Genomic DNA, 22,168 nt, shown 5'->3' with positions numbered 1-22,168 from the left:
GCTCCGCGCCGTCGCGATCAGTCTTCCAGTTCCATGTTGATGGCGAGCGAGCGGATTTCCTTCACCAGTACGTTGAAGGATTCCGGCATGCCCGCGACCATCTCGTGGGCACCATCGACGATGTTCTTGTACATCTGGTTGCGGCCCTGCACGTCGTCCGACTTGACCGTCAGCATTTCCTGCAGGGTGTGCGCCGCGCCGTAGGCTTCCAGCGCCCAGACTTCCATTTCACCAAAGCGCTGGCCACCGAACTGCGCCTTGCCGCCCAGCGGCTGCTGGGTGACGAGCGAGTACGGACCGGTGGAACGCGCGTGCATCTTGTCGTCCACCAGGTGGTTCAGCTTCAGCATGTGCATGTAGCCGACCGTGGTATGGCGATCGAACGCTTCGCCGGTGCGGCCGTCGTACAGCTGGGTCTGGCCGCTGATGGGCAGGTCCGCGAGCTCAAGCATGTGCTTGATCTCGGTTTCGGCCGCGCCGTCGAACACCGGGGTGGCCATCGGCACGCCGTCGGTCAGGTTCTTGGCCAGCGCGATCAGTTCCGCGTCGCTGAACTGATCCAGGTCCACGCGGTCCTCGCCCAGCTTCTGGTCGTGGTTGTAGATCTGGGTCAGGAACTTGCGCAGGTCGGCCACCTTGGCCTGGGCGTCCAGCATGTCCTGGATCTTCTTGCCCAGCCCCTTCGCCGCCCAGCCCAAGTGCACTTCCAGCACCTGACCGATGTTCATACGCGACGGCACGCCCAGCGGGTTCAGCACGATGTCCACCGTCTCGCCATTGGCCATGTACGGCATGTCCTCGACCGGCACGATGGTCGACACGACGCCCTTGTTGCCGTGGCGGCCGGCCATCTTGTCGCCCGGCTGGATGCGGCGCTTCACGGCCAGGTAGACCTTGACCATCTTCAGCACGCCCGGGGCGAGGTCGTCGCCGGCAGTGATCTTGCCGCGCTTGTCGGCGAAACGACGCTCGAACTCCTTCTCGTGCGCCTGGATCTGCATCTGGGCGCGCTCGATGGCGTCGGACGCGTCATCGTCCTTCATGCGCAGGGTGAACCACTCGGCCTTCTTCAGACCGTCCAGGTAGGCGTCGGTGATCGCGTCGCCCTTCTTCAGGCCGGCGGGACCGCCGTTGGCGACCTTGCCGACCAGCTGCGAGCGCAGACGGGCGTAGATCGCGCCTTCCAGGATGCGGAACTGGTCGTCGAAGTCCTTCTTGACGCGCTTGATCTCGTTTTCCTCGATCTGGCGCGCGCGCTTGTCCTTCTCGATGCCGTCGCGGGTGAAGACCTGCACGTCGATGACGGTGCCGTCCATGCCCGGCGGCACGCGCAGCGAGCTGTCCTTCACGTCGGAGGCCTTCTCGCCGAAGATCGCGCGGAGCAGCTTCTCTTCCGGGGTCAGCTGGCTTTCGCCCTTCGGCGTCACCTTGCCCACCATGATGTCGCCGGCGCGGACTTCCGCACCGATATACACCACGCCGCTCTCGTCCAGGCGGTTCAGCGCCTGCTCGGAGACGTTCGGGATGTCGGCGGAGATTTCTTCCGGCCCCAGCTTGGTGTCGCGCGCGACGCAGGTCAGCTCTTCGATGTGGATGGTGGTGTAGCGATCCTCTTCCACCACGCGCTCGGAGAGCAGGATGGAGTCTTCGAAGTTGTAGCCGTTCCACGGCATGAACGCGATCAGCATGTTCTGGCCCAGCGCCAGCTCGCCGATGTCGGTCGAGGGACCGTCGGCCAGCACGTCGCCGCGCGCGACCACGTCGCCCACGTTCACCAGCGGACGCTGGTTGATGCAGGTGTTCTGGTTGGAACGCGTGTACTTGATCAGCGAGTAGATGTCGACGCCGGCATCGGTTTCGCCGGAGATCTCGCTCTCGTTGACCTTGACCACGATGCGGCCGGCGTCGATCTGCTCGACCACACCGCCACGACGGGCGTTCACGGTCACGCCCGAGTCGCGCGCCACGGCGCGCTCGATGCCGGTACCGACCAGCGGCTTCTGCGCACGCAGCGTAGGCACGGCCTGGCGCTGCATGTTCGCGCCCATCAGCGCGCGGTTGGCGTCGTCGTGCTCCAGGAACGGCACCAGCGCCGCGGCGACCGACACGGTCTGCATCGGCGAGACGTCCATGTAGTGCACTTCGCTCGGCGGCTTCAGCAACGATTCGCCCTGGTAGCGGCAAGGCACGAACTGCTCGGTCAGGCGGCTCTTGGCGTCATGCAGCGCGTTGGCCTGCGCGATGACGTATTCGTTCTCCTCGATCGCCGACAGGTACTCGATCTCGTCGGTGATCGTGCCGTCCACGACCTTGCGGTACGGCGTCTCGAGGAAGCCGTAGCTGTTGGTGCGCGCGTACACGGCCAGCGAGTTGATCAGGCCGATGTTCGGGCCTTCCGGCGTCTCGATGGTGCAGACGCGACCGTAGTGGGTCGGGTGCACGTCGCGCACTTCGAAGCCGGCGCGCTCGCGGGTCAGGCCGCCCGGGCCCAGGGCCGAGACGCGACGCTTGTGCGTGACTTCCGACAGCGGGTTGTTCTGGTCCATGAACTGCGACAGCTGCGAGGAGCCGAAGAACTCCTTGATCGCGGCGGCCACCGGCTTGGCGTTGATCAGTTCCTGCGGGGTCAGGCCCTCGGACTCGGCCATCGACAGGCGCTCCTTCACGGCGCGCTCGACGCGGACCAGGCCCACGCGGAAGACGTTCTCGGCCATCTCGCCGACCGAACGCACGCGACGGTTGCCCAGGTGGTCGATGTCGTCCACGGTGCCGCGGCCGTTGCGGATCTCGGTCAGGACCTTGATGACGTCCAGGATGTCCGAAGTCTCGCCCAGCTCGGCGACCAGGCGCTTGGCTTCTTCATCGTTGCGCGCGCCGAAGTACTTCTTGTCGTACAGCACGGCTTCGCCGGTGGTTTCCTTGCGGCCCACGCGGCGGTTGAACTTCATGCGACCGACGTTCGACAGGTCGTAGCGCTCGAACGTGAAGAACAGGTTGTGGAACAGGTTCTGCGCGGCATCCTTGGTCGGCGGCTCGCCCGGGCGCATCATGCGGTAGATCTCGACCAGCGCTTCGAGCTGCGTCTTGGTCGGGTCGATGCGCAGGGTGTTGGACAGGTAAGGGCCACGGTCCAGGTCGTTCACCCACAGCGTGCCCACGGCGTCGACACCGGCCTTGCGGAACTTGGCCAGCTGGTCTTCGGTGACTTCGTCATTGGCGGCTGCCAGCAGTTCGCCGGTGTTCGCATCGATCACGTCGTGCGACAGGATGCGGCCCACGAGGTATTCGTCCGGCACGGCCAGGGCGGCGATGCCCGACTGTTCCAGTTGCTTCACGTGGCGCGCGGTGATGCGCTTGCCGGCCTCGACGATGACCTTGTCACCGTCGGCCAGATCGAAGTTCAGCGTCTCACCGCGCAGGCGCTCGGCGACCAGTTCAAGCTGCACGCCTTCCGGCAGGATGTGGAAGGTGTTGACGTCGAAGAACTCGTTGAGCATCTCCTCATTGGAGTAGCCCAGCGCGCGCAGCAGGATGGAGACCGGCAGCTTGCGGCGGCGGTCGATACGTGTGAACAGCGCGTCCTTCGGATCGAACTCGAAGTCCAGCCAGGAGCCGCGGTAAGGAATGATGCGGGCGCTGTACAGCAGCTTGCCCGAGCTGTGCGTCTTGCCGCGGTCGTGGTCGAAGAACACGCCCGGCGAACGGTGCAGCTGCGAGACGATGACGCGCTCGGTGCCGTTGACGATGAAGGTACCGTTGTCGGTCATGAGCGGAATCTCGCCCAGGTAGACCTCCTGCTCCTTCACGTACTTGATGGCCTTGGTGGACGACTCGCGGTCGTAGATCACCAGGCGCACGGTCACGCGCAGCGGGGCGCCGTAGGACAGGCCGCGGTTGCGGCACTCGCGCTCGTCGAACACGGGCTCGCCGAGCTTGTAGCCCACGTATTCCAGCGCCGCGTTGCCGCTGTAGCTGGCGATCGGGAAAACCGACTTCAGCGCAGCGTGCAGGCCCTTGTCGTCGCGCTTGGCGGGATCGGCATGCTCCTGCAGGAACTCGCGGTAGGAATCGACCTGGATGGCCAGCAGGAACGGGACCTCGAGGATCGACCGCTGCTTGCCGAAATCCTTGCGGATGCGCTTCTTCTCGGTGAACGAATATGTCGTCATGTGGCTGTGCCTTTGGCAGCGTGGGGCGCGCGTCCGCGACCGCACGGGGGGACATTCTTTCGAACGGGTGAATTTTCAGTTGGAAGTCGCTGGTATTGCCGGCACCAGCACGCCTTCTGCCGCTACTTCCAACTACAAACTCGCATTTACATCGCTACGTCTTGAAACGACCGAAGGCCAGGGGCTTTCGCCCCCGGCCTCGGGTTGTCGCCTGAGCAATCCGGCGACGGATACGACTTACTTGACTTCGACGCTCGCACCAGCGGCTTCGAGTTCCTTCTTGAACTTGTCGGCGTCTTCCTTCGACACGGCTTCCTTCAGGACGCCGCCGGCCTCGGTGAGGTCCTTGGCTTCCTTCAGGCCCAGGCCGGTGATGGCGCGGACGGCCTTGATCACGTCGACCTTCTTGGCGCCGGCGTCCTTCAGGACAACGGTGAATTCGGTCTGCTCTTCGACCGGGGCGGTGGCGGCGGCCGGACCGGCAGCGGCGACGACCGGGGCGGCGGCGGAGACGCCGAACTTCTCTTCGATGGCCTTGACCAGCTCCATCACTTCCATCAGGGTCTTGCCGGCAATGGCGTCGACGATCTGCTCGTTGGAAAGGGACATTGTGTTTACCTTTGGAAATTATCTGGGATTAGGGTTCGTAGAACCGTAGAAGACGTCGAATCAGGCTTCGGCCGGGGCTTCGGCGGCGGCTTCCGCCGGCGCTTCGCCACCGCCCTGCTTGTCGGCCACGGCCTTGACGGCGCGGGCGAACATCGAGGCCGGTTCGGCCAGGACGCGGGCCAGCATGGCCAGGGCCTGATCGCGGGTCGGCAGCGACGCCAGGACTTCCACATGGCTGGCCGGATACAGCTGGCCACCCACGGAGACGACCTTCGGCTGCAGCTTGTCGTTACCCTTGGCGAATTCCTTGATCAGGCGACCGGCGGCGCCGGGCTCCTCGGTCGAAAACGCATACAGCAGCGGACCGACGAGCTTGTCCTGGACAACCTCGAACTCGGTACCGGCCACGGCACGCACGGCCAGCGTGTTCTTGACAACCTTCAAGTACACGCCGGTCTCGCGGGCCTTCTTGCGCATCGCGGTCATCTGACTGACCGTGGTGCCTGCGTATTCGGCGGCGACCAGGGAGTGCGCCTTGGCGGCGACGTCTGCCAGTTCGGCGACTACTTCTTGCTTCTGGGACAGATTGAGAGCCATACACTCCTCACTTATTGACTCCGCTCGCGGCTCCTGCCGTTCGCGGTCCTGGACGGCACCCTTCCCTGGGTCCCGGGGACGCAGAGGTCCCGGCGGTGGCCTGTCTGACTGGCGACCCTGCGGTCGTGCTCCAGAAAACTTCCAGAAGGCGGCACCATCTGCGCAGGCGCATTCCCGGGGGAATGGATTAAGCGATCCCGCTAGCCACGACGGCGATTCCCTGCCAGCACGAGCTTCCCTGCCCGTCGTCGTTGCGCGCTGACCGCACCTGCGGTCTTTGACGGCTGTCGCTTGCACCGGGATTCCGGCCTGAGCGACTGCCCTCAAAAGGTTGGGAACGAGTGTTGAGGAACGAGGAACGAGTGGGCCTTGGCAGTGCCGCTTCTACTCGTTTCTCACTCCTCTCCTCTCGTTCCTGCTTATTGCTTACTTCAGGGACAGCGAGGACTGGTCCACGGTCACGCCGGGGCCCATGGTCGAGCTGACCGAGATCTTCTGCAGGTACTGACCCTTGGAGGTGGCCGGCTTGGCCTTCACCAGATCGATCAGCAGCGCCTGCAGGTTCGACTTCAGCGCTTCGTCATCGAAGCTGGCCTTGCCGATGGTGCAGTGGATGATGCCGGCCTTGTCGGTGCGGTAGCGCACCTGGCCCGACTTGGCGTTCTTGACCGCCTCGGCCGGGTTCGGGGACACGGTGCCGACCTTCGGGTTCGGCATCAGGCCGCGCGGGCCCAGGACCGTACCCAGCTTGCCGACCACGCGCATCGCGTCCGGCGTGGCGATGACCACGTCGTAGTTGATGTCGCCGGCCAGCATCTTCTCGGCCAGGTCGTCCATGCCGACGGCTTCGGCGCCAGCGGCGGCGGCTTCGTCAGCCTTGGCGCCAGCCGGGGCGAACACCGCCACGCGGACCGACTTGCCGGTGCCGGCGGGCAGCACGGTGGAGCCACGGACCTGCTGGTCCGACTTCTTGGCATCCACGCCCAGGCGCACGGCGACGTCGACGGACTCGACGAACTTCGACTTCACCGCGGTCTTGATGATCTTCAGGGCCTCGTCAATGGCGTACGCCTTGCCGGGGGTCACGGCGGCCAGGATGGCCTTCTGTCGCTTGTTCTGTGCCATCTCTTAACCCTCTACCGTCAGGCCCATGGAGCGGGCGGAACCCGCGATCGTGCGCACCGCTGCGTCCAGATCGGCCGCGGTCAGGTCGGGCTCCTTCGCCTTCGCGATGTCCTCGAGCTGCTTGCGGGTGACCTTGCCCACCTTCTCGGTGTTCGGGCGCTTGGAGCCGGACGTGATGCCAACGGCCTTCTTCAACAGGATCGACGCCGGCGGCGTCTTCGTGATGAAGGTGAAGGTACGGTCGGAGTAGGCCGTGATGACCACCGGAATCGGCAGACCCGGCTCCAGCTTCTGTGTGGCGGCGTTGAACGCCTTGCAGAATTCCATGATGTTCAGGCCGCGCTGGCCCAGCGCAGGACCGACCGGCGGCGAGGGGTTGGCCTGACCGGCCTTCACCTGCAGCTTGATGTAACCGACAACTTTCTTTGCCATGTGAGTACTCTCCGGGTGCTAGCGCCTGTGAAGGCTCCCCATCGGACCGGGAAAATCACGCGTCCCGGCATCGCGTATCTCGAACGCGTCAATGGCCGCCCTGAGGCGGCCACGGCTCCTGCCCGGCTCAACCGTTCAGGGAGCCGCGCAGTATAACAGGGTTTTGGCGGGCCCGCTTGGGCGGGCCCGGCCGCCGACTCAGGCCTTCTCGACTTGGCCGAATTCCAGTTCCACCGGGGTGGAACGGCCGAAGATCAGCACTGCCACACGCAGGCGGCTCTTCTCGTAATTGACTTCCTCGACCACGCCGTTGAAGTCATTGAACGGACCATCGGTGACGCGGACCATCTCGCCCGGCTCGAACAGCACTTTCGGCTTCGGCTTCTCGACGCCTTCCTGGACGCGGTCCAGGATGGCCGCAGCCTCTTCATCGCGGATGGGTAGCGGACGGTCGGCGGTGCCACCGATGAAGCCCAGCACTTTGGACGTGTCCTTCACCAGGTGCCAGCTTTCGCTGTCCATGCGCGGGATGCCGCCTTCGTCGTGGGTCTCGATCTGCACCAGCACGTAGCCGGGGAAGAACTTGCGCTCGGAACGGCGCTTCTGGCCGGAGCGCATTTCCACGACTTCTTCAGTCGGGACAAGCACGTCGCCGAACTTTTCCTGCATGCCATCGCGGACGATGCGGTCGCGCAGGGCCTGGGCTACCGACTTCTCGAAGCCCGAATAAGCATGGACGACATACCAACGCTTCACTGCGACACTCTCCTCAACGGCCAAAATTCAGGAACTTCTCGATCAGCCACTGGATGGTGAAATCGAAGCCGGCCAGGATCAGGCTAAGCAGGATGACGACCACGATGACCACCCACGTGGTGCGGGTCGCTTCCTCGCGGGTCGGCCACACGACCTTGCGCAGCTCGAAACGGGACTCGGCCAGGAACTCGCGCGTATCGCGGCCCTTGGCGGTACCCAGGAACACCAGCGCGCCCAGCACCAGGCCCGCGACTACCGCCAGCGAACGCAGCGGCGTAGCCCACTGGCCATTGAAGAACCACCAGGCCACGAGGCCCGCGACGACCAGCGCAAGCGCCAGCGCGTACTTGGCGATATCGCCCGCGGAGGTGGCGGCCGCCTTGGATTGTTCGACCTTGCTGTTCAAGTCAGTGTCGCTCTTTGCTCTGGAGGGAGCGCCGGGAAACCCGCACTCCGGGGAAGGAAGTGGCACGCCAGGAGGGACTCGAACCCCCAACCTGCGGTTTTGGAGACCGCTGCTCTGCCAATTGAGCTACTGGCGTATCGGTACAGCTACAACCTTCCCTTAGACGGCGAAGGCGGACCGAGGTTCCGGCCCGCCCTTCGCGCTATCCGGCGAACCCGTCGCCGGGACCGCAGGGGCTTACTTGATGATCTTGGCCACCACGCCGGCGCCGACGGTACGGCCGCCTTCGCGAATCGCGAAACGCAGGCCTTCGTCCATCGCCACCGGGTTGATCAGGGTCACCGTCATCTTCACGTTGTCGCCCGGCATCACCATCTCCACGCCTTCCGGCAGCTGCACCGCACCGGTGATGTCGGTCGTGCGGAAGTAGAACTGCGGACGGTAGCCCTTGAAGAACGGCGTGTGGCGGCCGCCCTCGTCCTTGCTCAGCACGTAGACTTCGGACTCGAACTCGGTGTGCGGAGTGATCGAACCGGGCTTGGCCAGCACCTGGCCGCGCTCCACGTCGTCACGCTTGGTGCCGCGCAGCAGCAGACCGGCGTTGTCGCCCGCCTGGCCCTGGTCCAGCAGCTTGCGGAACATTTCCACGCCCGTGACCGTGGTCTTCTGGGTCGGACGGATACCGACGATTTCGATTTCGTCGCCCACCTTGATGATGCCGCGCTCGATACGACCGGTCACCACGGTGCCGCGGCCCGAGATCGAGAACACGTCTTCCACCGGCATCAGGAACGGCTTGTCGATGTCGCGCTCCGGGGTCGGGATCCAGGTGTCCAGCGCGTCCACCAGCTTCAGGATCGCCGGCACGCCGATCTCGCTCTGGTCGCCTTCCAGCGCCAGACGGGCCGAGCCCGAGATGATCGGGGTGTCGTCGCCCGGGAACTCGTACTTGCTCAGCAGCTCACGGACTTCCATCTCCACCAGCTCCAGCAGCTCGGCGTCGTCCACCATGTCGGCCTTGTTCAGGAACACGACGATGTACGGCACGCCCACCTGGCGCGACAGCAGGATGTGTTCACGCGTCTGCGGCATCGGGCCGTCGGCGGCCGAGCACACCAGGATCGCGCCGTCCATCTGGGCCGCACCGGTGATCATGTTCTTCACGTAGTCGGCGTGCCCCGGGCAGTCCACGTGCGCGTAATGGCGCGAGGCCGATTCGTATTCCACGTGCGCCGTCGAAATCGTGATGCCGCGCGCCTTCTCTTCCGGCGCCGCGTCGATCGCGTCGTACGCCTTGAACTCGCCACCGAAACGCTCCGCGCCAATCTTCGTCAGCGCCGCCGTCAGCGTCGTCTTGCCGTGGTCAACGTGGCCAATCGTGCCCACGTTCACGTGCGGCTTGGTGCGTTCGAATTTACCCTTTGCCATGGCTGCTAGTTCTCGAGTGGATCGTCAATGGGAAGTGGTGCTCACGAAAGGAATCGAACCTTCGACCTCCTCCTTACCAAGGAGGTGCTCTACCGACTGAGCTACGTGAGCGTGGAACCGGTTGGTGTTGCCTGGACTTGCTGCAGACCCTGTACTGGCGTTCAGTGGAGCGGGAGACGGGAATCGAACCCGCACTAGTAGCTTGGAAGGCTACAGTTCTACCATTGAACTACTCCCGCACCGGGAGACCACACAACTCGAAACAACAACGAAAAACTGGTGGAGGGAGGTGGATTCGAACCACCGAAGGCGTAAGCCAGCAGATTTACAGTCTGCCCCCGTTGGCCGCTTGGGTATCCCTCCGGGATCACCGGACTGACCGGCCAGGCGGCCAAATCAAACCAGGGTGAAACAGCCCGAGATTTTGGCGTGTACCGGACCGTCTGTCAACGCGCCCGATGCACTTTTTTCTCAGACGTTGAATCGGAAATGCAGGACGTCGCCTTCCTGCACGCGGTACTCCTTGCCTTCCAGGCGCAGGCGACCCGCGTCGCGCGCGCCCGCCTCACCCCGGTACTTGAGGAAGTCGTCGAACGCGATGGTCTCGGCCCGGATGAAGCCCTTTTCGAAGTCCGTATGGATGACCGCAGCCGCCTGGGGCGCGGTGGATCCGGCCTTCACCGTCCAGGCCCGCACTTCCTTCACGCCGGCGGTGAAATAGGTCTGCAGGCCCAGCAGCGTGTAGGCGGCCCGGATCACCCGGTTCAGGCCCGGCTCGTCCAGGCCGAGATCGGCCAGGAAGGCGTCACGGTCGGCGTCGTCCAGTTGGGACAGCTCTTCCTCGATGGCGGCCGAAACCGGCACCACCTGGGCGCCCTCGGTGGCGGCGCGCGCGCGCACGGCCTCCAGGTGCGGATTGTTCTCGAAGCCATCCTCCAGCACGTTCGCCACGTACATCACCGGCTTCAGGGTGAGCAGGAACAGGTCGCGGACCAGCGCCCTCTCTTCCTCGTCCAGGCCCAGCGCGCGGCCGGGCTTGCCGTCGTTGAGGCCGGCCTGCAGCTTCTGCAGCACGGGCTTGCGCGCGATGGCGTCCTTCTCGCCCGCCTTGGCCGAGCGCTCCGCGCGGTTCAGCGCCTTTTCGACGCTTTCCAGGTCGGCCAGCGCCAACTCGGTATCGATGGTCTCGATGTCCGAAATCGGGTCGATCCGGTTGTTCACGTGGATGACGTCGTCGTTCTCGAAGCAGCGCACCACATGGGTGATCGCGTCGACCTCACGGATGTGGGCCAGGAACTTGTTGCCCAGGCCCTCGCCGCTGGCCGCGCCGGCGACCAGGCCGGCGATGTCGACGAACTCCACCGCGGTCGGGATGACCTTCTGCGGCTTCACGATCTCGGCGAGCTGGTTGAGGCGCGGGTCCGGCACCGGCACCACGCCCACGTTCGGCTCGATGGTGCAGAACGGGAAGTTGGCCGCGGCGATGCCCGCCTTGGTCAGCGCGTTGAACAGGGTCGACTTGCCGACGTTCGGCAGACCGACGATGCCGCATTTAATGCCCATATTCGAGAAGTGAGTCGTGAGAAGTCAGGAGTGAGTGACGCGCGCGCCCCTCACTCCTCACTGCTCTCCACTCACGCCGGCTTTGCAGTGTGCAAGCGTGTCATCGCATCCATGAAATTGCCCGCCACCGCGAGCGGCAGCACGTCAATGGCATCGTCGATCGCCCGCGCGATCAGGATCTCGTCGTCCTTGCCGGGCTTGCCCAGCACCCAGCCGGTCACCCGGTCCTTGTGCCCAGGATGGCCGATGCCGATCCGCAGGCGGTGGAACTTGCCGTGGCCCAGGTGCTGGATGGTGTCGCGCAACCCGTTCTGGCCGCCGTGGCCACCATCGAACTTGAGTCGCGCCGTGCCCGGTGCCAGGTCAAGCTCGTCGTGCGCCAGCAAGGCTTCCTCGGGGGCGATCTTCCAGAACCGCAACGCCGCAGCGACCGATTTGCCACTCAGGTTCATGTAGGTGGCCGGCTTCAGCAGCCAGACCGGCTGCCCGGCCACGATGACCTTGGCGGTCTCGCCGACCAGCTTGCTCTCCAGCCCGAACCGCTCACCCTGCCGGTCCGCCAGGGCGTCGACAAAATGGAACCCGGCGTTGTGCCGGGTTCGGGCATGTTCGGTACCGGGATTGCCCAGTCCGACAATGAGGCGCAAGCCTGCCATGGGGACGCACCGCGCACCTGCGCCCGCGCGAGCGGGCGCAGGCTCACGCGATTACTTGTCGTCCTTCTTGGCGACCTTCGACGCCGGCACTTCGGCCGACTCCGCCGGAGCTTCCTCGGCCTCTTCCTTGCCGTGCTTGGCGATCACGACGGCGACGTCGTGTTCCTTGCCCAGCTTCAGCTCGGGGATGGTCACGCCGGCCGGCAGCTTGACGTCGGACAGGTGGATCACCGCGCCGATGGCCAGGTCGGCCAGGTCGATCTCGATGAACTCCGGCAGGTCCTTCGGCAGGCACTCGACGACGACTTCGTTCAGTTCGTGGGTGACCACGACTTCGGCGGACTTGCCGGCGGGCGACTTGTCTTCGTTGAGGAAGTGCAGCGGCACCGCGGTGCGCAGCGTCTCGTTCTCGTTCACGCGCTGGAAGTCCAGGTGCATGATCTGCTGCTTGTACGGATGGCGCTGGATGTCGCGCAGCAGGACCTTCTGGATGTCGCCATTGAGGCTCAGGTCCAGGATCGACGCGTAGAACCAGTCGTTCTGGCTGGCAAGCCAGACTTCGTTGTGGTTCAGCTGGATGCTGACCGGCTTGAGTTCGCCACCGTAGACGATGGCAGGCACGGCACCCGCGTGACGGAGGCGGCGGCTCGCACCCTTACCCTCGTCTGCGCGGCGCTCGACCTTGATTTCATGTGTCTTAGCCATTTGCTTCACTACCTAGGTTGTTGGATCGCCCTGCGGCGATCTGATGAAAGGCTCATCCGCGACCAGATGAACCCGGAAAGCCACGCCCCGATGAACTGGCGCGCGGCGGAGACTCAATCGACGTACAACGAACTGACCGACTCGCCAAAGGCGATGCGGCGGATCGTTTCCGCCAGCAGTTCCGCCACCGACAGCTGGCGGATCTTGCTGCAGCCCTGCGCCTGCGACGAGAGCGGGATGGTGTCGGTGACAACGAGTTCGTCGAGCACCGAGTTGTTCAAGTTGTCCACCGCCGGGCCCGAGAGCACGGGATGGGTGCAGTACGCCGCCACCTTCTTGGCGCCGTGCTGCTTCAGCGCCGCCGCCGCGGCGCAGAGGGTGCCCGCGGTGTCGACGATGTCGTCCACCAGCACGCAGTCCTTGCCTTCCACGTCGCCGATGATGTTCATCACCGTGGCAACGTTGGCGCGCGGACGGCGCTTGTCGATGATCGCCAGATCGGCATCATCGAGGCGCTTGGCGACCGCGCGGGCGCGCACCACGCCACCGACGTCGGGCGACACGACCAGCAGGTTCTCCGTGCCGTAAGCGCGCCAGATGTCGGCCAGCAGCAGCGGGGACGCATACACGTTGTCGACCGGGATGTCGAAGAACCCCTGGATCTGGTCCGCATGCAGGTCCACCGTCAGCACGCGGTCCGCGCTCACCGCACCGAACATCTTCGCCGCCACCTTCGCCGTGATCGGCACGCGCGAAGAGCGCATGCGGCGGTCCTGGCGGGCGTAGCCGAAGTACGGAACCACCGCGGTGACGCTGGCGGCCGATGCGCGCTTGAGCGCGTCGATCAGGACCAGCAACTCCACCAGGTTCTCGGCACTCGGCGCGCAGGTCGGCTGCACGACGAACACTTCCTGCCGGCGCACGTTCTCCTGGATCTCCACCTGCACTTCGCCATCGGAGAACCGGGACACCAGCGCCTTGCCCGGACGCACGCCCAGCTCGCGGCAGATGCTGCTCGCCAACGGCTTGTTGGCGTTGCCGGAGAACACAAGCAGGTTACGTTCGTCTTGCATGGGTCGTCTCGGCGGATGCGGCTGGACTATGGATTGGCAGGGGCGGAAGGATTCGAACCTACGAATGCCGGGATCAAAACCCGGTGCCTTAACCACTTGGCGACGCCCCTAGGCGTTTTTCTCCATCCCGCGGACCTGCGCCAGCGCATCCAGCAGCGGCGAGCGCGCCGCGCCCTGCACCACCCAGGCGCGCAGCCCGGCAGGCAGGGACATCAGCGCAGCGTCGGCAGCGGCCCAGTCGGCGAACTGCACGAAGCAGCCACCACCCGAGCCGGTCAGACGCGCACGGCCGACATGCGAAAGTGCCGACAGCACCGCCTCGATGGCAGGCTCCCGGCGACGCACGACCGGCTCGAACGCATTGCCGAGCAACGATCCCGAAACGAAGTCCGATATTTTCGCGGGTGCAGCATCACGCGTCAAATCCGGAGATTGGAACAGGGCCGCGGTGGGCACGTGGACGCCGGGGTCGACCAGCAAATACCAGGCCTCGGGCAGCGACAGGGGCGTCAGAACCTCTCCCACCCCCTCGGCCCAGGCATTCTCACCACGCACGAAGACCGGCACGTCCGCGCCCAAGCGCGCACCCAACCCGCACAGCGTGGCCGTGTCGAGACCTGCGCCCCAGAGATGGTTCAGGGCCACCAAAACGGTGGCCGCATCGGACGAGCCGCCGCCGAAGCCGCCACCCGCCGGAATACGCTTTTCGATGCCGATATCGACACCTTGGCCGATATTGGCTTCCACTTGCAGCAATTTGGCTGCCCGAACCAGCAGATCATCGGCCTCTGCCACCCCTGGCACCGACTCGCCGATGCGGCGCACCTGGCCGTCGTCGCGCAGACGCAGGTGGACGGTGTCGCCCCAGTCCAGCAAGCGGAACACGGTCTGCAGCAGGTGGTAGCCATCCGCGCGTCGGCCGGTGATCTGGAGGAACAGGTTCAGCTTCGCAGGGGCCGGCCAGTCCGACCAGCCTTGTTCCGCGGGGAATGCGGTCACGGCGACCCCAGCTGCCACTGGTCGATGGCGAGCTTCACCGTCGCGCCCTCTCGGCGCGCCTCGATGCGGCGCGGCATAACCGGCTGGGCGCCTTCGGCAGGTGTCCACTCCAGGTAGTCCACCCGCCATCCGCGCTGATGAAGCGTGCGCAGGTAGCCGTCGGTGCCATATTCGGCGAGCTCGGTCGGCGCGGTAGGGTCCTCCAGGCCGCGCGCCCAGCGCGCGAGCGAGGCGAGCGGAATATTCCATCCGGTGGCCTCCCCCAGCAGGCGCTCCGCATCCGCGCCTTCCCGTGTGCCGCCTTCGAGCCCTTCCAGCCGTGCTGCGCCGGACGCCAGGTCGCCACTCAGACGCCAGCTCTGCCGGGTCACCGGTGCGCTCAGGGCGACTTCGTACGCCGTCGAGGCCGTTTGTTTCCAATCGATCCGGCCACTGCCGCCCTTGCCGTTGGCGTTCACCGCCACGCGCCCGGCGAACGTCCAGTCCGTGCGCGCTTCCAGCCATGCCTGCCGGCTTGCCTGCGCGGTGCGTGCCGACGCCAGGGCGGCCGCATCGGTCAGCACGGGCGCATCGGAGGTGGGGCCGCGCGTGGCGCAGCCTGCCATCGACAGGGCGACCAGCCCTGCCGCAAGAAAACGGAACGTGGTCATGCGCCGGTCTTCTCCAGCGCCCGCAGCAGCGAGCGGTTGTCGGGGTCGATCTTGCGCGCCTCTTCGAAGAACCGGCGCGCTTCGTCCTTCTGCCCCATCACCCACAGCACCTCGGCGACGTGGGCGGCGATCTCGGCGTCCTTCTGCATCGTGAAGGCGCGACGCAATTCCACCAGCGCCTCCGCGTTGCGACCCAGGCGATACAACACCCAACCGTAGCTGTCGATGATCGCCGCATCGTCCGGCGCGGCAGTACGTGCGCGATCGATCAGTTCCAGAGCTTCCTGGTAGCGCGTGGTGCGGTCGGCCAGCGTGTAGCCCAAGGCATTCAAGGCGGCGACGTTGTCCGGCTCGATCACCAAGATGCGGCGGAAATCGGCCTCGGCATGCTCGATGCTGTCGCGACGCTCCCACGCCAGGCCGCGCGAGTACAACAGCGCAAGATCATCCGGATAAGCCGCCAAGCCGCGCGCGAACACATCCAGTTCGCCCTCGGCTTGACCGTCTTTCTGCCGCAACTCGGCTTCCATCAGGTAAGCATCGCGTCGCGCGCCATCCTCGACGCTGGCGTCGGCCTGCAGCGCGCGCGCTTCGGCGAACGCCTCGTCCTTGCGGCCCAGGTCGAACAGCGCGGAAATCGCCCGCAAGCGCGCTTCGGACCGCTGCTCGCCGGCCGGTACGCTGCGATACCAGGCCAGGGCTTCATCGTGTCGCTTCAGGAATTCGGCCATCTGCCCGAGCAGCAGCCGCCGATCCGGACTGAACTCCGTGGGCTGGTCCGCGCCGTTCGCCGTCTTCTTCACCTCTTCATACAGTGCGGTGAGCGCCGCCGTGTCCTCCGCCTTCGCCAGCAGACGCGCGCGCAGTCCGTAGGTCAGCGTGTCCTGCGGGCCTTCGCCCAGCGCGCGCGACGCCGCCACCGAATCACCCAGGCGGTCGTACTCCTCGGCCAGTTTCAGGCGCAGCCCGCTGTCGCCGGCGGCCTTGGGCAGCAAGCCATCCAGCACCTTGCGCGCCTCGTCCTTGCGGTCGGCCTGGATGAACTGGCTGGCCTGCAGCAGCACCACCTGGGGCTCGCCGGAGAAGCGCTTCACTACGTCGGCGACCATGCGCTCGGCCAGTGCCGGCTGGTCGAGCTGCTGGGCCAGGCCGGTAAAGGCCAGCCACGCCTGCAAGGTGTTGGGAATGGCGCCGTCGTTGACCAGCTCGCGCAGCAGTCGCGCGGCGAGTTGGGGGTCCTTGCTGCCGCTGGCCAGCGCGGTCAGCGCGTGGCGCCAGCCCAATTCTTCCGGCTCCTTCATCAACGCGGCCAGTTCCCGCCGCGCGACCCGCGCCTGCCCTTGTCGCAGGGCCAGCGTGGCTTCGGCGCCACGGAGCGCCAGCGTGCGTGGGGATCGCGCGCGCCACAGCTTGAGGGCCTCGGCGGCGCGGGCGTCATCCTTGGCCAGCAGCGCGATGCGCGTGGCCCGCTCGGCCAAACCGGCGTCGTCGTCCCGGCGAGCGGCATCAAGGTACCAGCGGGCGGCATCCGGCAACTGGCCGGCCTGCAGGGCGAACTCGCCCGCCATCACCGTGGTCAGCGCATCGTCCTGGCGCTCGACGCGCGCGCCGGACGGCGCGGCTGTCGCCAGTGGGGCCAAGACCCCCAGGACCAGCGCGGCGAGGGTGGTACGCATCATTTCGGGCATGAAGGTCATGTCGGCCGTAAAATGGCGGCCCTGATGAGCCAGCAGCTTACTGCAAGCACCTGAACGATGACGTTGTGGGTCCTCGGATTGAACCACCAGACCGCGCCGGTCGACCTGCGCGAACGGGTGGCCTTCGACGCCGGCACGGTGCCGCACGCGTTGTCGTCGCTGCGCGCGCTGCCGGCGGTGGCGGAAGCGGCCCTGCTCTCCACCTGCAACCGTACCGAACTCTATGCCGTAGCCGAGGATGGCGATGTGCTGGCCAGCTGGCTGGCCACGCACGCCGACGGGCTGGACGGCTATCTGTACCGCCACCGTGACGCGGACGCCGTACGCCACTTGTTCCGCGTGGCGACGGGCCTGGATTCGATGGTGCTGGGCGAACCGCAGATCCTGGGCCAGGTGAAGGACGCCTGGGCCATCGCGCGCGAACACGGCGCGCTGGGCAACCGCTTGGACCGCCTGTTCCAGCAGACCTTCGCCGTGGCCAAGCGCGCGCGCACCGACACGCGCGTAGGCGCCAACCCGGTCTCGGTCGCCTCCGCCGCCGTGCGGCTGGCGCAGAACTCGTTCTCCCGGCTCAGCGACTCCACCGTGCTGCTGGTCGGCGCCGGCGAAACCATCGAGCTGGCCGCCAAGCATCTCAGCGAAGGCCGCGTACGCCGCCTGCTGGTCGCCAACCGCACCTTGGCCCACGCGCAGGAGCTGGCCACCCGCCACGGCGGCTACGCGCTGCCGCTGACCGAACTGGACCGCCACTTGGCCGAAGCCGACGTGGTGTTCTCCGCCACCGCCGCGCGCGAGCCCGTCGTGTTGCAGGCGCAAGTCGCCGCCGCGCTGGCCAAGCGCAAGCACAAGCCGATGCTGCTGTTCGACCTGGCCGTGCCGCGCGACATCGAGTCCTCGGTGGCGGACCTGCGCGATGCCTACCTCTACACCGTGGACGACCTGGAGCGCGCCGTCGAAGACAACCGGCGCGGCCGGCGTGAAGCCGCCGATGCAGCCGAGGCGATCATCGACGTGCAGGTCGGCCGCTTCATGGAGAGCCTGCATGCCGGCACCTGCACCGAACCGCTCAAGCGCCTGCGCGCGCTGGGCGAGTCGACCCGCGAGGATGTGCTGGCCAAGGCCCGCCAACAACTCGCCAACGGCCGCGAGCCGGAGCAGGTGCTGGAGTTCCTCGCCCATACGCTGACCAACCGCCTGCTGCATCCGCCCACCGCCGCGCTGCGCGAAGCCGCGCTCAGCGGCGACGGCGACCTCGTGCGCGCCGCCGATCGCCTGTTCCCCGCGCAGGCGCCGTATTCGCATTCGAAGAAAGACGATGACGCCGACGCTGCGCCGTAAGCTCGAAGCGCTGGCCGAACGCCGCGAAGAACTCGAACGCCTGCTCGCCGATCCCGGCGTGATCGGCGATGGCGAGCGTTTCCGCGCCTTCTCGCGCGAATTCGCCCAGCTGGAACCCGTGGCCACTGCGATGGCCGACGAGAAGCGCGCGCAGGCCGACCTGGCCGCGGCGCGCGCGATGCGCGAAGACCCCGAACTGGCCGAACTCGCCGATGAGGAGATCGAGGCCGCACAACGGCGCCTGGCCGAGCTCGACGATGCCCTGATGCTGTTGCTGCTGCCCAAGGACGGACGCGACGACGGCAACCTGTTCCTGGAAGTGCGCGCCGGCACCGGCGGCGACGAAGCGGCGATCTTCGCCGGCGACCTGTTCCGGATGTATGCGCGCTACGCCGAGCGTCACGGCTGGAAGGTCGAGGTCGAATCGGACAACCCCGGCGAACACGGCGGCTACAAGGAAATCGTCGCCCGCATCGTCGGCCGCGGCGCGTACTCCAAGCTGAAGTTCGAATCCGGTACCCATCGCGTGCAGCGCGTGCCGGAGACCGAATCGCAAGGCCGCATCCACACCTCGGCCGCCACCGTGGCGATCATCCCGGACGTGGACGAGGTGGACGACATCGTCATCAACCCGGCCGACCTGAAGGTCGATACGTTCCGCTCTTCCGGCGCGGGCGGCCAGCACGTCAACAAGACCGAATCGGCGATCCGCATCACCCACGTGCCCACCGGCGTGGTGGTGGAGTGCCAGACCGAGCGCAGCCAGCACGCCAACCGCGACAAGGCGATGAAGCGCCTGAAGGCGCAACTGCTGGAGGCCGAACGCAGCAAGCAGCAGGCCGCGCAGGCCGAGACGCGGCGCCTGCAGGTCGGCAGCGGCGACCGCAGCCAACGCATCCGCACCTACAACTTCCCGCAAGGGCGAATCACCGATCACCGCGTCGAAGGCCTGACCCTGTACGATCTGCCCAACATCATCCAGGGCGATCTGGACGAACTGATCGACCGCCTTGGTCGTGAGCATCTGGCCGACGAACTGGCCCGCCTGACGGAGTCCGCATGACAACCACGATGGTCCGCCGCGCCGGTTTGAACCACCTGGATGCCGTGTCGCAGCTGTTCGATCTCTACCGGCAGTTCTACGGCAAGCCGAGCGACCCGGCGCTGGCGCGCGACTTCATACGGGCACGCATGGAGCGCGACGAATCCGTGGTCCTGCTCGCCTGGCAGAGCGAACACGCCGTCGGCTTCGTGCAGCTTTACCCCGCGTTCTCCTCCGTCAGCGCCGCCCGCGTCTGGATCCTCAACGATCTGCTGGTGCTGCCCGAGGCGCGTCGCAGCGGCGCGGCGCGCGCCCTGCTGTCGGCCGCCTCCGACTTCGCACGCGACGACGGCGCGTTGCGCCTGGAACTGGAAACCGACCACGACAACCACACGGCGCAGGCCCTCTATCAGGCACTGGGCTGGACGCTGTACGACGGCACACTGCGCTACCGCCTGCCGCTCCGCTGACGCGCGAGTGCGCTATCGTTCGCGGCATGAGCCATGCCGACGACCTGATCCCGCTGCACCTCTGCGTGCTGACCGTTTCGGACAGCCGCACCCTCGCCGATGACCGCTCCGGCGATTACCTGGCCGACGCCCTCGCACACGAAGGCCACCACCTGTACGCCCGCGCCCTGCTGCCCGACGACCGCTATCGCCTGCGCGCGCAGGTCTCGCAATGGATCGCCGATCCCGCGGTGGACGGCATCCTCGTCACCGGCGGCACCGGCTTCACCGGCCGCGACTCCACGCCCGAAGCGCTGCTGCCGCTGCTGGACAAGGAAATGCCGGGCTTCGGCGAACTGTTCCGGCAGATCAGCTTCGACGAGATCGGCACCTCGTCGTTGCAATCGCGCGCGTTCGCGGGCCTCGCCAACCAGACGTTCCTGTTCTGCCTGCCAGGGTCGACCTCCGCCTGTCGTACCGCGTGGGAAAGCATCATCCGCGCGCAGCTGGACGCGCGCACCAAGCCCTGCAACCTCGCCACGCTGCGTCCCCGCCTGAAGGAATGAGCCAGGAGATCCGCGATGTCGCTTGATACCACCCTGCGCCTGCTCGCCAAGGCCAGCGGCCTGACCGCCGCGGATCTCGCCGCCGCCATCCCGCGCGCCGGCGTGGCCACGGTGAAATCCTGGATGGCCGGCGACAAGCTGCCCGGCCGCGACCAGCTCAATGCGCTGGCACGCGCGCTCGGCGTGCCCGCCGGCGCACTGCTGTCCGAACTCGCCTCCACGTTCGATCCCGCGCGCACGCAGGGCGAACACGACCTGCTCGCGGCCTACCGCGCCCTCAACACCCGCCAGCAGGGCGCCCTGCTGGAGGTCGCGCGCAGCATGGCCGGACACCCCGCACGCCGCAAACGCTGATCCCTCCCCGCCGCACAGGACGACGCGATGAAGCCGCTCAAGCGCAAGGACTACGAAGCCCGTCTGAAACCGCTGCAACTGGAACTGGCCGCGATGGCGCGGTGGGCCTCCCACTGCGGCGCGCGCATCGTGGTGGTGATGGAAGGCCGCGACACCGCCGGCAAGGGCGGCGCGATCGGCGCGATCACCGAACACCTCAACCCGCGCCAGTGCCGTGTGGTGGCGTTGCCCAAGCCGAGCGAACGCGAAGCGACGCAGTGGTATTTCCAGCGCTACATCTCGCACCTGCCGGCCGCGGGCGAGATCGTGCTGTTCGACCGCAGCTGGTACAACCGGGCCGGCGTCGAGAAGGTGATGGGCTACTGCACCGACGACCAGTACGAGCGCTTTCTGCAGCAGGCGCCGGTGTTCGAACGCGGCATCACCGACGACGGCATCCTGCTGTTCAAGTACTGGCTGTGCGTGGACCAGGCCCAGCAGGAAGAGCGCTTCGCCGAGCGCGCGGAAGAGCCGCTGAAGAGCTGGAAGCTGTCGCCCATCGACCTGAAGGCGCGCGAGAAGTACGCCGACTACACCGCCGCGCGCGAAGCCATGCTCAAGGCCACCCATACGGCGCATGCCCCGTGGACGCTGGTGGATTTCAACGATCAGCGCGTCGGCCGCCTGACCCTCCTGCGCGACCTGCTCGACCGCCTGCCCGACACCCGGGTGCCGATCGAACCCCTGGGCCTGCCACCCCTGCGGGGCAAGCTGCACAAGGAACGCTACGGCGTGCTCAAGCCGATCAAGCCGCAGCGCGGCGGTTGATCGTGCGGCTGCCCTTTGTGGCCGCGCTGTGGCTGGCGGCTTCGCGCGCGATGGCGCAGGACGCGGCCGGCGCGGAAGAAGCGCCCAAGGACGACGCCTCGGCAACAACATTGGAAACGATGATCGTCCGGCCGGAGCCGGAGGAAGTGGTGGATCTCTACCGCTTCCGCAATCCCATCGACGTCGACGCCGGCGCACTCGACGAGCGCTGGCGCGAGCCGCCCAGCCTGGAACAGCTCGGCAAGAACGGCGGCATCGTGCCGGTGCTCGCCGGCACGGCGGCGCAGCAGATCCAGAAGGGTGCGCGCAAGATACCCGGCTGGAAGGAGCCCGTGCAGGCGGCCGTCGCGCGGCCACCGCCGTTGAGCGAAGACCAGGCCGCGCGCGCGTTGCGCTTGCAGGAAGCGACCGAGCCCTGAGGCGTCCGTCAGCCGATGACACAACCCGCACGCACCGTCGACGCCCTGCATGTCAGCGACCAGGGCGTCACCGGACGTCAGTCCCGTGTCCGTAGAACCTCTTTCCTGACAACCACGACCTGTCCCCGCACCCGACGTGCCATCCACGGGTCGCCACCGGACAAGACACGGTCATGACGTGTCGGTGCGCCGCGCACCAGGCGGCATGCGCAGCGATGGCCTGCGCGCACGCGCGTCTTCGCGGGTGACGCGCCGCGTGTCGCGCGTCCGCATGTTCCGTCTGCTTACCAACGCAGGCAGGACATCGCAGCGCCAACAATTGCGATAG

22 protein-coding genes and 5 tRNA genes are annotated in these 22,168 nt (G+C 66.6%); 7 read left to right on the top strand and 20 right to left on the bottom strand.

Annotation, left to right across the window (positions count from 1 at the left end):
- Positions 1-17 precede the first annotated feature (17 nt).
- From rpoB to AC23D6_RS05230, 20 genes are all read right to left on the bottom strand, one after another.
- Positions 18-4,169, bottom strand: coding sequence for a DNA-directed RNA polymerase subunit beta (gene rpoB / locus AC23D6_RS05325; protein ID WP_487751767.1), 4,152 nt, complete (start codon positions 4,167-4,169; stop codon positions 18-20).
- 237 nt (positions 4,170-4,406) lie between these two features.
- Entirely contained in the window at positions 4,407-4,778 is a 372-nt protein-coding gene (gene rplL, locus AC23D6_RS05320; RefSeq protein WP_487751766.1) for a 50S ribosomal protein L7/L12, read from the bottom strand.
- Positions 4,779-4,838: 60 nt separating this feature from the next.
- Positions 4,839-5,375 carry a 50S ribosomal protein L10 gene (gene rplJ / locus AC23D6_RS05315; protein ID WP_093487379.1) on the bottom strand — a complete coding sequence of 179 codons (537 nt, stop codon included), beginning with the start codon at positions 5,373-5,375 and terminating at the stop codon, positions 4,839-4,841.
- A gap of 426 nt (positions 5,376-5,801) precedes the next feature.
- A complete protein-coding gene (gene rplA / locus AC23D6_RS05310) occupies positions 5,802-6,500 on the bottom strand; it encodes a 50S ribosomal protein L1 (RefSeq protein WP_093296322.1) in 699 nt (232 codons plus the stop codon).
- Positions 6,501-6,503: 3 nt separating this feature from the next.
- Positions 6,504-6,932 carry a 50S ribosomal protein L11 gene (gene rplK, locus AC23D6_RS05305; RefSeq protein ID WP_055945202.1) on the bottom strand — a complete coding sequence of 143 codons (429 nt, stop codon included), beginning with the start codon at positions 6,930-6,932 and terminating at the stop codon, positions 6,504-6,506.
- A 198-nt stretch (positions 6,933-7,130) separates the two neighbouring features.
- A complete protein-coding gene (gene nusG, locus AC23D6_RS05300) occupies positions 7,131-7,688 on the bottom strand; it encodes a transcription termination/antitermination protein NusG (protein WP_334180639.1) in 558 nt (185 codons plus the stop codon).
- 13 nt (positions 7,689-7,701) lie between these two features.
- Positions 7,702-8,094, bottom strand: coding sequence for a preprotein translocase subunit SecE (gene secE / locus AC23D6_RS05295; RefSeq protein ID WP_487751765.1), 393 nt, complete (start codon positions 8,092-8,094; stop codon positions 7,702-7,704).
- 60 nt (positions 8,095-8,154) lie between these two features.
- Positions 8,155-8,230: transfer RNA gene (locus AC23D6_RS05290), tRNA-Trp, on the bottom strand.
- Between the two features lie 101 nt (positions 8,231-8,331).
- Entirely contained in the window at positions 8,332-9,522 is a 1,191-nt protein-coding gene (tuf, locus tag AC23D6_RS05285) for an elongation factor Tu (RefSeq protein ID WP_487751764.1), read from the bottom strand.
- Positions 9,523-9,557: 35 nt separating this feature from the next.
- Positions 9,558-9,633, bottom strand: a tRNA-Thr gene (locus AC23D6_RS05280).
- A 54-nt stretch (positions 9,634-9,687) separates the two neighbouring features.
- Positions 9,688-9,761, bottom strand: a tRNA-Gly gene (locus AC23D6_RS05275).
- Between the two features lie 38 nt (positions 9,762-9,799).
- Positions 9,800-9,885 (bottom strand) — tRNA-Tyr (locus AC23D6_RS05270).
- A 108-nt stretch (positions 9,886-9,993) separates the two neighbouring features.
- Positions 9,994-11,085, bottom strand: coding sequence for a redox-regulated ATPase YchF (gene ychF, locus AC23D6_RS05265; RefSeq protein ID WP_487751763.1), 1,092 nt, complete (start codon positions 11,083-11,085; stop codon positions 9,994-9,996).
- Between the two features lie 71 nt (positions 11,086-11,156).
- Positions 11,157-11,741 (bottom strand): aminoacyl-tRNA hydrolase, encoded by a 585-nt coding sequence (gene pth / locus AC23D6_RS05260; protein WP_487751762.1) that lies wholly within the window; start codon positions 11,739-11,741, stop codon positions 11,157-11,159.
- Positions 11,742-11,792: 51 nt separating this feature from the next.
- On the bottom strand, positions 11,793-12,446 hold the full coding sequence (locus AC23D6_RS05255) for a 50S ribosomal protein L25/general stress protein Ctc (protein ID WP_487751761.1): 654 nt from the start codon (positions 12,444-12,446) through the stop codon (positions 11,793-11,795).
- A 113-nt stretch (positions 12,447-12,559) separates the two neighbouring features.
- The gene (locus AC23D6_RS05250) at positions 12,560-13,519 is read right to left on the bottom strand and encodes a ribose-phosphate diphosphokinase (RefSeq protein ID WP_487751760.1); all 960 of its coding nucleotides are present in this window, start codon (positions 13,517-13,519) and stop codon (positions 12,560-12,562) included.
- 34 nt (positions 13,520-13,553) lie between these two features.
- A tRNA-Gln gene (locus tag AC23D6_RS05245) sits at positions 13,554-13,629 on the bottom strand.
- Entirely contained in the window at positions 13,628-14,518 is an 891-nt protein-coding gene (ispE, locus tag AC23D6_RS05240) for a 4-(cytidine 5'-diphospho)-2-C-methyl-D-erythritol kinase (protein WP_487751759.1), read from the bottom strand. The genes AC23D6_RS05245 and ispE overlap by 2 nt, the downstream gene beginning before the upstream one ends.
- The gene (gene lolB, locus AC23D6_RS05235; RefSeq protein ID WP_487751758.1) at positions 14,515-15,168 is read right to left on the bottom strand and encodes a lipoprotein insertase outer membrane protein LolB; all 654 of its coding nucleotides are present in this window, start codon (positions 15,166-15,168) and stop codon (positions 14,515-14,517) included. The genes ispE and lolB overlap by 4 nt, the downstream gene beginning before the upstream one ends.
- Positions 15,165-16,856, bottom strand: coding sequence for a tetratricopeptide repeat protein (locus tag AC23D6_RS05230; protein ID WP_487751757.1), 1,692 nt, complete (start codon positions 16,854-16,856; stop codon positions 15,165-15,167). Before AC23D6_RS05230 ends, lolB begins: the two co-directional genes overlap by 4 nt.
- Before the next feature lie 66 nt (positions 16,857-16,922).
- On the opposite strand from AC23D6_RS05230, the gene hemA reads away from it, so the two are divergent.
- Genes hemA through AC23D6_RS05195 form a run of 7 tightly spaced genes read left to right on the top strand, consistent with a single transcriptional unit; the run spans position 16,923 to position 21,840 of the window.
- Entirely contained in the window at positions 16,923-18,203 is a 1,281-nt protein-coding gene (gene hemA, locus AC23D6_RS05225) for a glutamyl-tRNA reductase (protein ID WP_487751756.1), read from the top strand.
- Positions 18,181-19,266: a peptide chain release factor 1 gene (gene prfA, locus AC23D6_RS05220; RefSeq protein WP_487751755.1), complete on the top strand. Its 1,086-nt coding sequence runs from the start codon at positions 18,181-18,183 to the stop codon at positions 19,264-19,266. The genes hemA and prfA overlap by 23 nt, the downstream gene beginning before the upstream one ends.
- Positions 19,263-19,715 (top strand): GNAT family N-acetyltransferase, encoded by a 453-nt coding sequence (locus AC23D6_RS05215; RefSeq protein WP_487751754.1) that lies wholly within the window; start codon positions 19,263-19,265, stop codon positions 19,713-19,715. Before prfA ends, AC23D6_RS05215 begins: the two co-directional genes overlap by 4 nt.
- Before the next feature lie 26 nt (positions 19,716-19,741).
- Positions 19,742-20,260 carry a molybdenum cofactor biosynthesis protein B gene (gene moaB / locus AC23D6_RS05210; RefSeq protein WP_487751753.1) on the top strand — a complete coding sequence of 173 codons (519 nt, stop codon included), beginning with the start codon at positions 19,742-19,744 and terminating at the stop codon, positions 20,258-20,260.
- A 15-nt stretch (positions 20,261-20,275) separates the two neighbouring features.
- Positions 20,276-20,614: a helix-turn-helix domain-containing protein gene (locus AC23D6_RS05205; protein ID WP_487751752.1), complete on the top strand. Its 339-nt coding sequence runs from the start codon at positions 20,276-20,278 to the stop codon at positions 20,612-20,614.
- 27 nt (positions 20,615-20,641) lie between these two features.
- Complete coding sequence (gene ppk2 / locus AC23D6_RS05200; protein ID WP_487751751.1) at positions 20,642-21,421, top strand: polyphosphate kinase 2; 780 nt, start codon at positions 20,642-20,644, stop codon at positions 21,419-21,421.
- A gap of 2 nt (positions 21,422-21,423) precedes the next feature.
- Positions 21,424-21,840 carry a hypothetical protein gene (locus tag AC23D6_RS05195; protein WP_487751750.1) on the top strand — a complete coding sequence of 139 codons (417 nt, stop codon included), beginning with the start codon at positions 21,424-21,426 and terminating at the stop codon, positions 21,838-21,840.
- Positions 21,841-22,168 lie beyond the last annotated feature (328 nt).

The organism is Pseudoxanthomonas sp. G3 (assembly GCF_057654715.1).
Note: the sequence above shows the minus strand (reverse complement) of the source record. Positions and strands in the feature narration are given on the sequence as shown.